This window comes from Liquorilactobacillus mali KCTC 3596 = DSM 20444, from assembly GCF_000260415.1.
Classification (GTDB): Bacteria; Bacillota; Bacilli; order Lactobacillales; family Lactobacillaceae; genus Liquorilactobacillus; species Liquorilactobacillus mali.
Window position 1 is genome coordinate 20,416 of record NZ_BACP01000049.1, and the last position, 14,636, is coordinate 35,051.

Consider the following 14,636-nt stretch of genomic DNA (forward strand, 5'->3'; position numbering starts at 1 on the left):
AAAATATAACTTGATTTTTAAAATATTTATAAATACTTAATTATTCAGTACATCAAGTGAGTGAAACCACTGTTGATAATCAGAAGCAAAAAAACTTTCTTTAGCATAAACAAAGTAAAGTTCATGTTCAACCACTCCCCGTGGTAAGGGTAATTGTTTGAGAATTCCTTGTTTTAAATCATTTTCCACTAAAATCTTATATAAGAAACTAATTCCAACTCCTTTTTTGACAAGCTGTCGCAGCAAAGTCGGTTCAGAAATCGTTAGCAGTTGAGAAAAATCAGTAAGACTTATATTTTCTTTTTGTGCAAGAGAAGTCAGTATTTCACGTGAACCAGAACCTTCTTCTCTTATAATCAGAGGATATGATAGCAGATCATTCCAAGTTACGCTTTTCTTTCGTGCCAGTGGGTGTGTGCAACTGACAAGGGGTATGAAAGGTTCATTTCTAATGATATGATACGAAAAACTGTGTTTATCGAAATTTCCCTCAACAATGCCAAAATCGATCGTACCGTTACTAATTTGCGCTAAAATACTTGTGGTGTTCCCAGCAACACACTTTATTGCAGTGAAATTAACTTTATTCAACATAATTGAAATCATTTTTTTGCCGATTACTTCGCTCAAAGAACGTGTAATGCCAAATGATATTTTCTGTTTTTGATTGTCATTTTGAAGATTGTTTAGCACCTTTACTGCTTGCGCTTGGGTGCGGGTTAAAAATGCAGCAAGTTGTTCACCTGCATGCGTTAGGGTTAGTTTTGGACGCTTGTAAATAACGAGCTTCAAATTAAGACTTGTTTCAAGCCGCTGAATTTGTTGTGTTACGGCAGGTTGTGAGATGAAAAGCTGATGAGCAGTTTTGGTGTATGAGAGAGTTTGGCTGAGTACTAAAAATGTTTGATATTCTTGAGAAATCATTACGTCCTCCTATATAACTACTTCTTATAATAATATAATAAATCATAATTTTATTTTATAGTCAATAATTAGTATGATTAAGCTTGTAAATTGTTGAAAGAGGGATTGAAAATGATAGGAACTATAAAGAGTTATTCGTTTTGGCTTGCTGTTGTAATGACTTTGATTTGCGCAGTAGTCGGAACATTTTTAGCACAGTTACCATATTTTTCACTTTTTGGAGCTTTAATCATCGCATTGATTTTGGGGATGATTTTTCAATCTTCAAAAAAACTAGTATATCAAGCAAGTAGCGGGATAGCATTTATTTCAAATAAATTTTTGCGATTAGGAATTATTTTGCTTGGATTTAAATTAAACCTTATTCAGTTAGCACAGGCGGGAGTTAAAACTATTCTATTAGCAATTGTTATTGTTGCGGGTACAATCTTTTTGACATATTTCATTGAAAGAAAATTTGGTGTAGAGCCAGAATTGGCAATCTTAGCAGCAAGTGGTACAGGAATATGTGGTGCAGCTGCGGTAATGGGAATATCACCACAGATTAAAGTGGCTCCAGAAAAACAAGAAAGACAGCGTGAAAATGACGTATTAGCAGTTGCGATTGTTGCAATTATGGGGACAGTTTTTACATTTATTGATCTGGGACTGAAACCGCTACTAGACTTAACACCCACTCAGTTCGGTGTTTTTGTAGGAGGTTCATTGCATGAAATTGCTCATGCAGTGGCCGCGGGAAGTGCTGCAGGACCTGTGGGATTAGATAGTGCAATCATTACTAAGCTTTCACGGGTATTGATGTTGGCACCAGCAGCGTTACTAATCGGCTTCTGGTATCAGAAAAGGAGTAAACATGATGGAACGAGCAATGATTCTACTGCAAAATTGCCAATTCCTTGGTTCATGGCAGGATTTATTCTTGCTAGTGTTATAGGTACTTTTGTTCCACTTGGGACTAATATGTTAAATATTTTGGTGAAAGCTGCATATATTTTCTTAGGGATGGCCATGTCTGCCATGGGAATGAGTGTTAATTTTAAAGTAATACTGAAGAGGGGATTACCAGCATTTGCAGGGGTATTTGTGTCTTCAATTGTATTAGGAATATTTGTTTTAGTGGTTAGCAAATTGTACTTTTAATTATTAACCTGTAGAACAGAACATATTCATATGAAATCAATAGGGTCAGGCTCAAAAGATAATCTTTGAACCAGACCCTATTTAAAATGAAGCATCATGTTTCTCGTCAATTCTATTTTTTATCGTAGATAACTTACCAAGGACGTACAAGAAATGAAAAAACAAAATAAAGTAGGATTAAGAAAGTAGCTAAACACCATTGCCATTTTGGCAAATTATCTTTATATGTGAGAGTTCGCGCTGCTCCTTCGGTAAATCCTTGAGATGTCATGGCCTCAGCCAAATCCTGCGACCAATTTAAGGCTACGATAATAACACGAAGGTAAAGACTCGGATTCCAAAAATGATAAGTAGTACCACGCATCATAGCTGAATAGCGAATTGTCTTGTACTGGTGTTTTATCCTGCCCAAAAGATTGAAGGATGCTAGTAGTCCATAGACAAAAGTTGAGGACAGCTTCAGATGAAGCGATAAACTCAGCAAAATGTTTTTGACAGAAACTGTCAGCGTGACAATTGCTCCCAAATAGAGATAAGCATATACACGAGAGGCGTAGATCCAGGCGGTGTGCCATACATCCCCTGTTCCGAACATAATGAACGACCACCAGCTACCCAAGGCAAGTGGAAAAGCATATAGGCTAGTCAGAATTAGTAATTTACCGGACGCCTTACAGTAGCAAAGATAAAGACAAGTGACGAAGATAACGACAATATTTGTTGAGACACTATGGGCAAATGTGATTTGAAGACCAATACCAAGCATGATAATCACCAAAATTGTAGGATTAATCCTTTTGCTGCTCAATCAGAATTCCCCCAATCGCTTAATAGTCTGTTCATCCATCAGTAACTCATAATCAATATGTTCAACAACACCTCTTCGCTGATGTGAGATTATCAGTGTTGAAAGTCCTAGATCCTTAGTAGTTTGTTTGATCAGCATCAACAGATTTTCGAGAGAATTAAGGTCTAGTCCCGCAAAAGGTTCGTCGAAGAGCATTACAGGCTGAGACATGATTAGTATGATGAGTGCTTGTAATTTTTTTTGTTGTCCCCCAGAAAGTTGATAATTAACGTGTTTCAGAACTTGAATGAGATCAAGTTTATTGACTGCATCCTGAATTCGTTGAGCTGTCCAATATTCTGAGTGAAGTGAATTTGATTGCGAAAAGTCAAGCTCTTCATCTGCATGAAGTTTGATAAATTGATCACTGCTGTTTTGAAAAATGTTGGCAACAGTTCTAGCCCAGTTGCGCAGTCTGATTTTTTCAGAAGATTTCCCGTTATATAGGACGTTTCCACTATATTTTTTTTGATGAGAAAATGCTGCAAAAAGAGTTGACTTACCAATTCCGTTATCGCCAGACAAAAGTCCAACATATCCTTTAGGAATATTGAGTGAATTTGGCGATAATAGCAGTCGCTGTCCAATATGAAAGCTTAGATTATGCCATGAAAAGACTGCATTGTCGGGTAAGTTCTTCTGCGTGACTTTAGTTTGAGCCGGTAATTTTGCAAGCTCAGTTAGAGGTAACTCAACCAAGTTTTGTGAAGATAATTTAATTTCATACAAATGATCAACAAGACCATTATAATTTGAAATATCGTGATCGGAAATGAAAATAGTCTTGTGTTGTGTTAGTTGTAACTGCTTCAATTCATTCAAGATCACAAGTCGTGAAACGTTATCAATATTAGCAAAGGGTTCATCCAAAAAGATAATGGAACTATCAAGTACGAGAACGGTTGCCAAAGCCACACGTTGTTGTTCACCACCAGAAAGTGTTTGTAATATCCTGTCTTTGAATTGCCATAAGTTTGATTTTTTGAGGACTTCAGTCGCTCTCTTTTCAATTAGGTGGGCAGGATATTGAATGTTTTCTAAAGCAAATACTAGTTGTTCAAAGACAGTCTTCATCGCAAATTGTCTGCTGGGATTCTGGAAAAGCATAGCAACATGGCGAGCACGTTCAAAAGGTACAATGTCTGCAATTTCTTGTCCATTAAGCAAAATACGGCCATTATTTTTGATACCGCTATATTGTGGATATAACCCAGCCATTAGCTTAAAAATAGTAGATTTTCCACTTCCAGAAGGACCAATCAACAAATTAAAGGAATTTAGCGGCAATTCAAAATTAAGACGCTCGAATATTGGCTTGGAATCAATTGAATAAGTGAAAGTCAAGTCTTCTACTTTTAAGGAAATACTCATTTAATCAATCCCGATCTATTTACTAATTTTTTAATCCAATATACTAGTACACCTGAGAAGAAACCAATTGAGACGAAGCGTATTACAAAGAGACTAACTAGCAATCCAACATGGTATTCACTGTATCCACTTTGAAACCAGTCCCAGACGAAGGTAATAATGGTTGAACCGATTGCAGATAATAACAAACCCAGCCTTCCCCAATTCTTGTAGCCTGTAGCAGCAAAGCCAAGTTCGTTGCCAATTCCTTGAATGAAACCAGAGATTAGGGTAGAGGCGCCCCAACTTGAGAATAATAGCATCTCAACGGCAGCTGCTAATAACTCACCTACGACAGATGCTCCAACCTTTTTTAGTAACACTCCGGCCAATGGACCTGCCATGATCCATACACCGAGTGTCAGGTCATTTGCATAGGGCTTGAGTGGTGTTGCGGCTATTGCATAGTAAGCAAAGCTCCAAACCTGATAGATAATTCCGAAAAAAATAGCAATGATTGCCAAGAAGATTACATCTTTGACAGACCAGCCTTTTTTTGTGTGATCAACTGTTTGCATAATAATCGCTCCCTTTAAAATTTTGGAGACAACAAATAGAAATGAATTGCGAAAAAAAGCCACCATACTCTACAATGAGTATGCCGGCAGCCTGATTGCTTTGATTAATATAATATCAATCGACACAAAGCTCCCTCCGCTGGCATTGTCCAGATCAGGTCAATGGGTAATTCTCAGCCAATTAGGCACCCCAGTTTGTTAATCTCTTAAAAACATGTTCAGTCTAACAAAGATTTTGTAAAATGTAAAGATATAAATGTTGTATAACAAAACAATACTACTCTGATTTTTCTCTGATCTAGTAAGGATGTATTTCCTTTGGCTAAGTCTGGATTACTCGTGACAAACTAGGCTATGAATAATTTTGGGGGAATCATCCAACTATAATTGAATTGCGCTCTCTTAATTAGTCTGAATAGTAAATTAGCGGTATAATTAGTGTTGTTGGTTATCAGTAAAGTATTGAGAATGGCTAACTTTTTGGAAATAAACTTGATTTTGAGGGGGAATAATGTTGGGTAATGAAAAAAGAAATGATCAAAATAAACAAATTATTGAAGTTAATGAATTAGGTGAACCTTTCATTGAGAGGACACATGTCTCTTTTATCTTTAACAGGCAGCATTTTAAGGGAATTGTTGAAAAACAGTTGAAGAACTCTGCGATAATTGATTTTGATGATGAATATAGCGGCTCGGAGACAGCGCTTGACCTAAAGCAAAAAGTTGTAATCAGTTACTCAAAAATGAAGCTGTTAAATTAATTTTGTAAAGGAAAGATAAAGTAATGTTTGGTATTGCAACTCTTTGGACTAGGATAAGTAAGATAAGAGAAAGATTTACCCCGATTCAGTTGCTAGTGTCAACGTATTTCGGATTAATCGTGATAACTTTTGTTCTACTATGTCTCCCTTTTTTTAGGTACCCAGGTGTAAAAGTATCATTTCTGGATACCTTTTTTATGGCTGTTTCAACTATCAGTGTGACAGGTCTTAGTACCGTTTCTCTTCATGAAGTTTACAACAACTACGGGATATTCTTATTGGAATTTTTATTTCAGATAGGTGGCTTTGGGGTAACAATGATAGCGACTGTCGGCATGATTATAACTGGGCAAAGAATTTCGCTGCATCATCGACAATTAATTCAAGTGGATATGAATCAGCCACGGTTGAGTGGAACCGTGCGGTTGGTTTATTCGGTATTCGGATTGATGATGGTACTTCAGTTTGTGTCAGGAATCATATTCTCAGCATATCTATATCTGACTGATAGTTTATATGACTTAAAAAGTGCTCTTTTTGAGGGTTTTTATATTGCAATTTCAGCCGTTACAAACGCTGGCTTTGACGTAACAGGCAAGTCGCTGATGCCATTTCGACATGACTACATTTTCTTGTTGTTGGTAATTTTACTGATTCTGATTGGTGGAATTGGTTTTCCAGTCTTAATAGAATTTCGTGAGTGGCTATTTTTGAAGATAAAGACACATGGTAAAGGGAAGTACCGCTTTTCGTTATTTTCCAAGATTGCTTTCCTTTTTGCAGTCATCTTTTTTGTAGTGGGTGCAATATTGATTTTTCTATCCGAGGCAGGCCATAGTTTTGTTAATATGCCGTGGGGGGAGAAGATCATCACGTCATTGTTTTATAGTGCTACGACACGAAATGCGGGATTGCAGTTAGACTCGCTGACCGGATTTCGAACAACAACTTTATTGCTGTTTTCGATACTGATGTTTATTGGAGCTAGCCCAAGTTCAGTTGGTGGTGGTATTCGAACGACGACAATCGGGATTTTAATGTTGTATATGATGGCGTTCATTCGTGGACGAAAGAACGTTAATATTTTTGGAAGAAGAATCGGACAAGATGATATTCAAAAAGCTGTAGTGGTCGTCAATTTGTCGTTAATGCTGTGTACTGCTGCAATATTGATTTTATCCTTTACTGAGAAGGCTAGTTTGATTTCATTAGTTTTTGAGGTGGCTTCAGCCTTTGGGACCACTGGCTTGTCGCTAGGAATTACGAGTTCGCTCAGTCTGGTTGGTAAATGTGTAATAATCATTTTAATGTTTGTTGGTCGTGTAGGGATGTTATATATGTTGATGTTGTTTGTTTCTAAGCGGGAACAAGATTTTAATTATAAATACCCGACTGAAAAGGTTATAATTGGTTGAAGGCTACTTTTGATATGTATTGCTTAGAATAAGGGGAAAAAAGTGTTAAAATTGTATTGTTTAATAACAAAAGATTAGTGAAAGGTAGATGACATTTTACTGTGCTTGATAAAATTTTTTATAAGAAACTACTGAGTCATTCTTTTAGTATTCCAGTACGTGTTAATTATTGGGATGGAGAAAGTGAAGTTTATGGCGAGGGAACTCCAGAAGTTGAGATTACTTTTAAGGAACCTGTCCCAATTAAGGAAATAATGCGCAATGCGTCAATTGCTTTGGGAGAAGCATATATGGATGGAAGAATCCAAATTAATGGTTCCATTCAAAAGTTAGTTAAGGCAGCTTACGATTCAGCTGAAAGCTTTTTTTATAACAGCAAGTTAAAGAAGTTTTTGCCAAAACAGTCTCATTCAGAAAAAAGCAGCAAGTACGATGTTCAGAGTCATTATGATTTGGGAAATGATTTCTATAAACTGTGGTTGGACCCAACAATGACATATTCTTGTGCATATTTTGAACGTCAAAATGATAGTCTGGAACAAGCCCAGATGAATAAAGTACGCCATATTATTAGAAAACTAGATCCACAACAAGGGAAAACATTGCTGGATATTGGATGTGGCTGGGGTACTTTGATGCTGACCGCGGCAAAGGAATTTGGTTTAAAAGTTTCAGGAATAACTTTGAGTGAAGAACAGTATAAATTTGTTAAAAAGAGAATTGCCGATGAAGGGCTTGAAGATCAGGCTGAGGTATATCTTGAAGACTATCGTGAATTAAAGCATGAGCCATTTGATTATATTACTAGCGTTGGGATGTTTGAACATGTTGGCGAAGAAAATTTGGAAACATACTTCAAAACGATTGCCAAGTATTTGAGTAATGATGGTGTCGCATTAATTCATGGTATAACGAGACAGCAAGGCGGAGCATATAATGGCTGGATTAACCAATATATTTTCCCAGGTGGGTATGTTCCAGGTCTGAATGAGAACTTGAAGCATATTATTGATGCTGGGATGCAAGTCTTTGATATAGAGACACTAAGACGTCATTATCAACATACACTTGAGATCTGGGATGAAAACTTCAAGAATCACTTAGATGAAATATCTGAGAAAATGGATGAAAAATTTATCCGAATGTGGGATCTATATTTGCAAGCTTGTGCCGCTTCATTTGAAGCAGGAAACATTGATTGTATCCAGTATCTGATTTCTAAGGGACCAAGTGGAAAGAATTTACCACGAACACGCAATTACATTTATGAATAGGGAGAAGGGGGACTGAGATTTTTATCACAGTCTCCTTATTTTTTTGAAGTATGACGTAAGTCGGCAAAATTAGAGTACTAGTGTGAGAGCGGACAAAAAAGTTTGACTTGCGGAACACGTTTATCCGGAATAAATAGAGGAATTGGTTCAGAATATAACTTTTGACTAGCTTCATTTTTTTGAAAAATTGGTCTGATGGTTAGTTACTAGTTGTCATGTTATCTTTTGCAATTTTCCTTTGATTATAGTAGTTGCCCCATTCCTCCATTGACTTGATTACAGGAATTAATGTTTTTCCGAACGCAGTTAATTTATAATCAGTTCTGGGAGGCATCACAGGATAGATAGTTTTTTCAATTACACCATCACTTTCCAATTCTTTTAGCTGAAGAGCTAGCATTCTACGGGAACAATCTTTCATGTTACGCTGCAGTTCACCGAAATGGCAGACATCATTTTTAATAAAATGGTACAAGATTACAGATTTCCATTTACCGGATATTATTTGCAAAGTACTCTCCACAGGGCAGCCGGCCTGACAATTATAAACGTGTCGTTTCATATCAATATTCCTCCGAATTCAATTAGTGTTACTTTCATACTCATAATAATAGAGCATTTAAATAATTTTCACTAGTGAAAAACTTGTTACTAGTTACTGAATTTTCAATATTGCAAGATATTGTTAATTAATTACTATAAGGTATGAAAGAAGGAAATGCAGATGAGACAGATGATGAAAGCGATAGGGTTTAAAAAACATTTACCAATTGATGAGGAAGAAAGTTTAATTGAATTTGAAACATTCAAACCGGTTGCAAAGGGACATGATTTATTAGTTAAGGTAAAGGCAGTCTCCGTTAATCCTGTGGATGTTGGTGTTAGAAAAAGTGGGCATGGTACTTTAAGAGAGCCAAAGATAATTGGTTGGGATGCTGTTGGAATTGTAGAATCTGTGGGAGAGAACGTTTCCTTATTCAAAAAGGGAGAACTTGTTTTTTATGCTGGTTCTTTTAAACGTTCCGGCAGTAACAGTGAGTATCAATTGGTTGATGAGAGAATCGTTGGACATGCACCACAGAAACTGACAACAGCACAAGCTGCTGCAATGCCATTAACTTCATTGACTGCTTGGGAAGCACTATTTGAGCAGCTTGAGATTAACCCAAATGATAAAAAAAATAACAACGAAAAAACGATTCTGATTATTAATGGAGCAGGCGGTGTTGGCTCTATCGCAACGCAACTAGCTAGTTGGGCAGGACTAAAGGTAATTGCAAGTGCGTCCAGACCAGAAACTATAGAGTGGGTCACAAAGCTTGGAGCTGATAAAGTCGTAAATCATCGTCTAGATTTAGTACATGAGGTTAGAAAGCTTGGTTATGAATATGTGGATTACATTTTGGAATTGAATGATTTGGATGGTCACTGGAATGAAATGGCAGAGCTGATAAAACCAAGCGGTAAAATTGCATCTATTACCGAAAATAAGCGACCCGTCAATTTACGTAAGTTAACGAAAAAAAGGGCAACATTTGCCTGGGAGTGGATGTATACAAAGTCTTTTTATCAGACACCGGATATGATTACTCAGCATGAAATTCTAGATAAGATCTCATCTTTATTAGATCAGGAGATTATAAAAACAACTTTAAACAAAGCGTTCACGCCGATCAATGATTTAAATCTAAAAGAAGCTCACAAAATAGTGGAGTCCAATCATATGATTGGCAAAGTTGTTGTTAGCGATGAATGAGAAGCGTAAATTTTTCATTATGATATGTGACAAGAATGTTTTATCTAAGTAGGTTCAAAGAAGATTAATAACATGATAAGAATGGAACACATTTACATGCAATAAATAGAGGAGCTGGTGTAAATATAACTTTTGAACCAACTCCAAATACCCCCAAGGTAAAATTTTTTGCCTTGAGGGTATGCCTCAGATACTGAGGCTTTTTTTATTTGTTGAGAGCAGTTCATTGATTATACGATTGTTAAACTTGAAGTATTATTTTTGAACAGGTTGTCCGCTATAGATTTCAAAGCCTGCAGAAACGGGAATGTTTTCACCAGTAATTGGATTGGACTCGTCAGAAGCTAAGAAATACATAACACGTGCAATATCATCAGGTTCTGCCAATTTCCCCAAGGGACTAGCCTTTTTAAAAGTGTCAATTACTGATTGAGGATTAGCTTTAAACATTGGAGTCATCGTCGGTCCCGGATTAATGTTGTTGACCCTAATGCCGTATTTGCCATAGTCGAGAGCCATTGCACGAACTAAATTGACTAAAGCACCCTTAGCAGCATTATAGGCAGCCATGTTGTAATCGCCGGTCAATCCAGAAATAGATGCAGTATTGACAATTGTTCCAGCTTTTTGTTCTATCATGTCCGGTACAAATGCTTTTGTCATCAAGTAAACAGATTTTACATCAATTGCCATGATTCTGTCCCAAGCATCTTCAGCAACTTCATGCAAGGCACCCTTGGTAAAAATACCGGCGTTATTAATAACACTATCAACTTTACCAAATAGTTGACTAGTTTTAGTCTTTAGATCAGTTACAGATGTCGCATTAGACACATCAGTTTGCTGAAAAGCAACTTGTTTTTTAGAATATTTTGATGACAATTCTTTGTACACTTTTTCACCAAGTTCTTTATTAAAATCTGCTATCATAACATTCCAACCTTTGGACAGGAATAACTTTGATGCACTAAGCCCCATTCCTGATACACCACCCGTAATTACAACAGTTTTAGCCATTCATAACTCCTCCAGTAACCAATAATTTGTAATATAATTAACAAGTATATTCTACACCGAACTTTCTTCTAAGAACAGTTAAATGGCGTGGGTTAAAATTATTTATAGTTTTTTGCAAAGAATGTTTGATGGAAAAGTGACACATCAATTTTTCTCTTGTCAAGTGCGATATTGATTATAAATTTTGATCATCATGCTTTTATTTCAAAACGGCTGACTTAAGGAACCAACAAAATTTTGCCGGTACTTTTTCCCGATTCTAAATATTCATATGCTTTTTGGCCTTCGGACAATGGGAAGGTTGTGGGATCACTAATTTTGATCTTGCCTTCTTTTAGATATTTAAATAACCTTTGACTGCGGTTTTCCCGTTCGCTTGCGTTACTTAAATAATCCCATAGGTCTCCTGTCAAGAGACTCTTTGATTGAGTTAATAGTTTTACTGGATCAATTTTAGGTGGATTACCACCTGACATTCCATAAAAAATAACTTTCCCTTTATTAATAACAAGTGACAAACTTTGTTCCAATGTTTTTCCTATGCCATCGTAAATAGTATCAAATTTTCCATAGTAATCTTGATCCCAAGGTGCAGTTCGCAAAAAGACCTTTTTAGCTCCCTGCTGTAGGGCCAAAGACTGCTTCGCTGGCGTTGAGGTGGTTCCATATACATTCATTCCATCGCTGGTCAACATTTGAGATAGTATTTGGCCAACGCCGCCACTGATACCATGGATGAATACATTGTTTCCAGGTTTATTTTTCCCAAGATCATGAGCCAGAAAATCTGCCGTTAATCCTTGTAGTCCAACAGCAGCAATTATTTTATAGTCGAGATTTGTCGGTACATTAATTGCATTTTCGGTTGGGACACTGACATATTCTGCATTGGCAAAAGGTACATCTACAAAAAATACTTTGTCTCCTAGCTTAAAGGTATTGACATGATTACCAACAGCGACGACTTCTCCCAGACCCTCGTAACCGTTGATATAAGGTTGATGCTTCTCAATATGATAAGTACCTCGACGCCGATATATATCGGCAAAGTTTAAGCCAATGTATTTGGTTTTAACTAATAATTGATCCGCATTTATTTGGGGAGAATCAATATTTCCATATCTTAAGACAGAATTATCTCCAAAATCGTTGAAATACAGAGCTTTCATATTGACACCTCTAACATAAAATTGTATTTAACCTTAGAATAACATGAAATTTAATAATTTATATTTCAAAGTACACATGATTTTACTTAAAACAAAGTAATAATATGCTGAACCAATCCTGTATCAAGCATAACAAAAAGTCCGATAAAAACATAAATGATTCTGCATAATTGTGTCCCCCAACGCTCAAAAATATTTTTGATAATAGGAAGTTGACCAAAGAAATAAGCTAATGTTAAGGATATAGCGGTCAAGAAAAGAAAATAAACCATTGTCACTATGATGTCAACCAATGCCATTGTTGCTAAAACCGGAACATAGACAGCTATGTTATCAGCACCACAGCTGGCTAGATACATGAGTAAAACAGCGGTAATTCCCTTTTTTGAGACTGTATTTGTTTTACCATTATGATCTTCTTCTTTAATTCCCATATAGATTGGAATTAATCCGAGAAATCCAATAACCCAAGCAGGCATAAGATTTTGAATTAATTGTCCTGCAAGCGCACTGATACCAAAAATCAAAAGCATTCCCAATTCATAACCGAATAAGTTGTTCTTAAAATTATATTTTTGAAGCAGGAATAATAAAATCACAAAGAAGTCAAGATTAACTCCAATAAAGAGCATCGTGACCAGTGGGAAATTCTGCATGATATCTCATCCTTCCATGAATCAAATAAAATATATTAATCAAAACATATGTTATCATTATCATATGAAATTATCAACATATCTATATGATAGAAGAAATGATTTTCAAAAGTTGTTGTTCAAGTTAGTCATAGTGATATTGGAGATACAATTAAGCAATTTCATTTTTTAAAATATCCTTGACGTGCATACAGAAGCATTGCTAAAAAGACACCGATAACTGTAAAGACCGATATGCCAAAAAAACCAGGAAAATTTTTAATTAGAATTCCTCCAAAAACTCCACCAATAGCCTCACCCAAGTACATAAATGCATTGGTTAAAGCTGACATTGTTCCTCTTGCCTTTGGTGCGGTAGCTTGAAGGGTACTCATGAATAAGGGAAAAATAGCCCCACCAATAAAGTAAATGAACGATAAAATCATGGTAGCAATAATAGCAGAAGGCGAAAAAGGCAGAATAACATAACCTAACATAAAAAGCAGAAATTCCAGAAAAAAAGCTTTGGGAAAGGTTAATATGCGCACAATATGTGATCCAGCAAGACTTCCAATAAATTGACCAAGACCAATAATTAGGACAAAACTGCCAATAGATGCAATGGGTAATGAAAAGTTATTAGAAAACCAAGTTCCAATAAAAGAGAAGGCACAAAAATTAGCCATCTGAAATAATAAATATGAGAATAAAAGCTTTAGTGCTTGTTTATTCTTGAAGAAATTACGATAAATACTGAACGAGGTTGCCCTTGTGTTTGTTTTATCTAAATGAGGCATATAAGTTATAACTAAAATGGTTAATATCAACGCAATAGTGCCAACAAAAAAGAATGGGAACCGCCAAGACCAACCAGCTAAAAAACTTCCTAAAGGAACACCAATAATTTGAGCAAATGCTAATCCAGAGGTAGCGTAACCCATCACTTTAACAACCTGTTTTTTAGGAAAAATTTGGGGAATAGTAGCCCAAATTTGGGGACTAGCAGAAGCAGCAGCTGCGCCCGCAATAAAGCGAGTAATTAACATTAGTGAAAAGGAATTGGCTAGGCCACACGCAGCAGTAGCTAAAGAGAAGCAAACTAAACCACTCACTAAAATCAACTTACGATCATGATTATCTGAAAATGGTCCGATAGTTATGGCTCCTATCATGTAACCAAGTGCATAAAAACTGACAATTAAACCAGAGAGACTCGTAGAGATGGCATAGTTCTTTGTCAAAGTGGGCAGGAGTGGTGAAACTAAAAAGGTATCTGTTCCAATAACAAACATTACCAGGAAAAATAAAAAAGATAAACGACGATATTTCATAATTTCCTCCAATAACAATTTTATAGTTTTATAATTATCAAACAATAGAGCAAGAAAATAAGCACAAATGTGCTCATTAAAGGTGCGATAATAATCCAGGAATTAATGTTTCAATCCAATCTTTATTCAAACTAACATATTTTTGTCGCCCTTGGGTGCGGGTACTGGTAATACCAATCTCTCGCAAAGTTCGTAAATGATAAGACATAGTTGATTTATCAATCTCTACATGCTGATTTAACTCGTTACACCCCATCTCGTGACCAACACTGTAGAGCATACAAACTATTTTATAGCGTCCCGGATCGGAAAGAGCAAAAAAGATACGTTGCTTCAATTCGGTTTTTTTATCCAGTTGTTTGATATCCATAAAACAATCATCTCACTTAAATTAAGATTTTTCAAGACCAATAATAGGATTGAGTGTTTTGGGAGAA

The 14,636-nt window shown here is 36.1% G+C and carries 15 protein-coding genes and 1 riboswitch; of the genes, 5 read left to right on the top strand and 10 right to left on the bottom strand.

The annotated features are described in order from the left end of the window. Positions 1–36: 36 nt before the first annotated feature. On the bottom strand, positions 37–924 hold the full coding sequence (locus GSM_RS08935; protein ID WP_003687972.1) for a LysR family transcriptional regulator: 888 nt from the start codon (positions 922–924) through the stop codon (positions 37–39). 111 nt (positions 925–1,035) lie between these two features. Here GSM_RS08935 and GSM_RS08940 point away from each other — a divergent pair, with 111 nt between their 5' ends. Further along, on the top strand, positions 1,036–2,064 hold the full coding sequence (locus GSM_RS08940) for a YeiH family protein (RefSeq protein WP_003687973.1): 1,029 nt from the start codon (positions 1,036–1,038) through the stop codon (positions 2,062–2,064). A gap of 133 nt (positions 2,065–2,197) precedes the next feature. Here GSM_RS08940 and GSM_RS08945 read toward each other — a convergent pair whose 3' ends face one another. The 3 genes from GSM_RS08945 to GSM_RS08955 are packed head-to-tail and all read right to left on the bottom strand — an operon-like array spanning position 2,198 to position 4,839. Further along, positions 2,198–2,872, bottom strand: a complete 675-nt coding sequence (locus GSM_RS08945) for an energy-coupling factor transporter transmembrane component T family protein (RefSeq protein WP_003687974.1) — start codon at positions 2,870–2,872, stop codon at positions 2,198–2,200. Next, a complete protein-coding gene (locus GSM_RS08950; RefSeq protein ID WP_003687975.1) occupies positions 2,873–4,282 on the bottom strand; it encodes an ATP-binding cassette domain-containing protein in 1,410 nt (469 codons plus the stop codon). Then, on the bottom strand, positions 4,279–4,839 hold the full coding sequence (locus tag GSM_RS08955; protein WP_003687976.1) for an ECF transporter S component: 561 nt from the start codon (positions 4,837–4,839) through the stop codon (positions 4,279–4,281). The genes GSM_RS08950 and GSM_RS08955 overlap by 4 nt, the downstream gene beginning before the upstream one ends. A gap of 113 nt (positions 4,840–4,952) precedes the next feature. Next, a riboswitch (TPP riboswitch) is annotated at positions 4,953–5,042 on the bottom strand. 308 nt (positions 5,043–5,350) lie between these two features. On the opposite strand from GSM_RS08955, the gene GSM_RS08960 reads away from it, so the two are divergent. The 3 genes from GSM_RS08960 to GSM_RS08970 all read left to right on the top strand — a co-directional run bounded on the left by GSM_RS08960 (position 5,351) and on the right by GSM_RS08970 (position 8,291). Then, on the top strand, positions 5,351–5,602 hold the full coding sequence (locus tag GSM_RS08960; RefSeq protein ID WP_029327410.1) for a hypothetical protein: 252 nt from the start codon (positions 5,351–5,353) through the stop codon (positions 5,600–5,602). 23 nt (positions 5,603–5,625) lie between these two features. Beyond that, a complete protein-coding gene (locus tag GSM_RS08965) occupies positions 5,626–7,017 on the top strand; it encodes a TrkH family potassium uptake protein (protein ID WP_076621436.1) in 1,392 nt (463 codons plus the stop codon). Positions 7,018–7,118: 101 nt separating this feature from the next. After that, positions 7,119–8,291 carry an SAM-dependent methyltransferase gene (locus GSM_RS08970; RefSeq protein ID WP_003687979.1) on the top strand — a complete coding sequence of 391 codons (1,173 nt, stop codon included), beginning with the start codon at positions 7,119–7,121 and terminating at the stop codon, positions 8,289–8,291. Positions 8,292–8,490: 199 nt separating this feature from the next. On the opposite strand, the gene GSM_RS08975 is transcribed toward GSM_RS08970, so the two are convergent. Next, positions 8,491–8,853: a winged helix-turn-helix transcriptional regulator gene (locus tag GSM_RS08975; protein ID WP_003687980.1), complete on the bottom strand. Its 363-nt coding sequence runs from the start codon at positions 8,851–8,853 to the stop codon at positions 8,491–8,493. 174 nt (positions 8,854–9,027) lie between these two features. Between GSM_RS08975 and GSM_RS08980 the strand changes: the two genes are divergently transcribed. Continuing rightward, on the top strand, positions 9,028–10,047 hold the full coding sequence (locus GSM_RS08980) for a zinc-binding alcohol dehydrogenase family protein (RefSeq protein WP_003687983.1): 1,020 nt from the start codon (positions 9,028–9,030) through the stop codon (positions 10,045–10,047). Between the two features lie 255 nt (positions 10,048–10,302). Here the strand turns inward: GSM_RS08980 and GSM_RS08985 are convergent, their stop codons facing one another. The 5 genes from GSM_RS08985 to GSM_RS09005 form a co-directional block, all read right to left on the bottom strand. After that, positions 10,303–11,064 (bottom strand): SDR family NAD(P)-dependent oxidoreductase, encoded by a 762-nt coding sequence (locus GSM_RS08985; protein ID WP_003687985.1) that lies wholly within the window; start codon positions 11,062–11,064, stop codon positions 10,303–10,305. Between the two features lie 218 nt (positions 11,065–11,282). Further along, positions 11,283–12,233 (bottom strand): zinc-binding dehydrogenase, encoded by a 951-nt coding sequence (locus GSM_RS08990; RefSeq protein ID WP_010078135.1) that lies wholly within the window; start codon positions 12,231–12,233, stop codon positions 11,283–11,285. 86 nt (positions 12,234–12,319) lie between these two features. After that, positions 12,320–12,889, bottom strand: a complete 570-nt coding sequence (locus tag GSM_RS08995; RefSeq protein ID WP_010078136.1) for a cadmium resistance transporter — start codon at positions 12,887–12,889, stop codon at positions 12,320–12,322. 161 nt (positions 12,890–13,050) lie between these two features. Further along, on the bottom strand, positions 13,051–14,199 hold the full coding sequence (locus GSM_RS09000) for an MFS transporter (protein ID WP_010078137.1): 1,149 nt from the start codon (positions 14,197–14,199) through the stop codon (positions 13,051–13,053). A gap of 76 nt (positions 14,200–14,275) precedes the next feature. Continuing rightward, positions 14,276–14,569 carry an ArsR/SmtB family transcription factor gene (locus GSM_RS09005; RefSeq protein WP_010078138.1) on the bottom strand — a complete coding sequence of 98 codons (294 nt, stop codon included), beginning with the start codon at positions 14,567–14,569 and terminating at the stop codon, positions 14,276–14,278. Positions 14,570–14,636 lie beyond the last annotated feature (67 nt).

Coding starts and splice junctions, on each gene's coding strand:
- GSM_RS08965 (WP_076621436.1), top strand. CDS start 5,626: ATGTTTGGTATTGCAACTCTTTGGACTAGGATAAGTAAGATAAGAGAA.
- GSM_RS09005 (WP_010078138.1), bottom strand. CDS start 14,569: ATGGATATCAAACAACTGGATAAAAAAACCGAATTGAAGCAACGTATC.
- GSM_RS09000 (WP_010078137.1), bottom strand. CDS start 14,199: ATGAAATATCGTCGTTTATCTTTTTTATTTTTCCTGGTAATGTTTGTT.
- GSM_RS08935 (WP_003687972.1), bottom strand. CDS start 924: ATGATTTCTCAAGAATATCAAACATTTTTAGTACTCAGCCAAACTCTC.
- GSM_RS08990 (WP_010078135.1), bottom strand. CDS start 12,233: ATGAAAGCTCTGTATTTCAACGATTTTGGAGATAATTCTGTCTTAAGA.
- GSM_RS08975 (WP_003687980.1), bottom strand. CDS start 8,853: ATGAAACGACACGTTTATAATTGTCAGGCCGGCTGCCCTGTGGAGAGT.
- GSM_RS08960 (WP_029327410.1), top strand. CDS start 5,351: ATGTTGGGTAATGAAAAAAGAAATGATCAAAATAAACAAATTATTGAA.
- GSM_RS08955 (WP_003687976.1), bottom strand. CDS start 4,839: ATGCAAACAGTTGATCACACAAAAAAAGGCTGGTCTGTCAAAGATGTA.
- GSM_RS08985 (WP_003687985.1), bottom strand. CDS start 11,064: ATGGCTAAAACTGTTGTAATTACGGGTGGTGTATCAGGAATGGGGCTT.
- GSM_RS08940 (WP_003687973.1), top strand. CDS start 1,036: ATGATAGGAACTATAAAGAGTTATTCGTTTTGGCTTGCTGTTGTAATG.
- GSM_RS08950 (WP_003687975.1), bottom strand. CDS start 4,282: ATGAGTATTTCCTTAAAAGTAGAAGACTTGACTTTCACTTATTCAATT.
- GSM_RS08980 (WP_003687983.1), top strand. CDS start 9,028: ATGAAAGCGATAGGGTTTAAAAAACATTTACCAATTGATGAGGAAGAA.
- GSM_RS08995 (WP_010078136.1), bottom strand. CDS start 12,889: ATGCAGAATTTCCCACTGGTCACGATGCTCTTTATTGGAGTTAATCTT.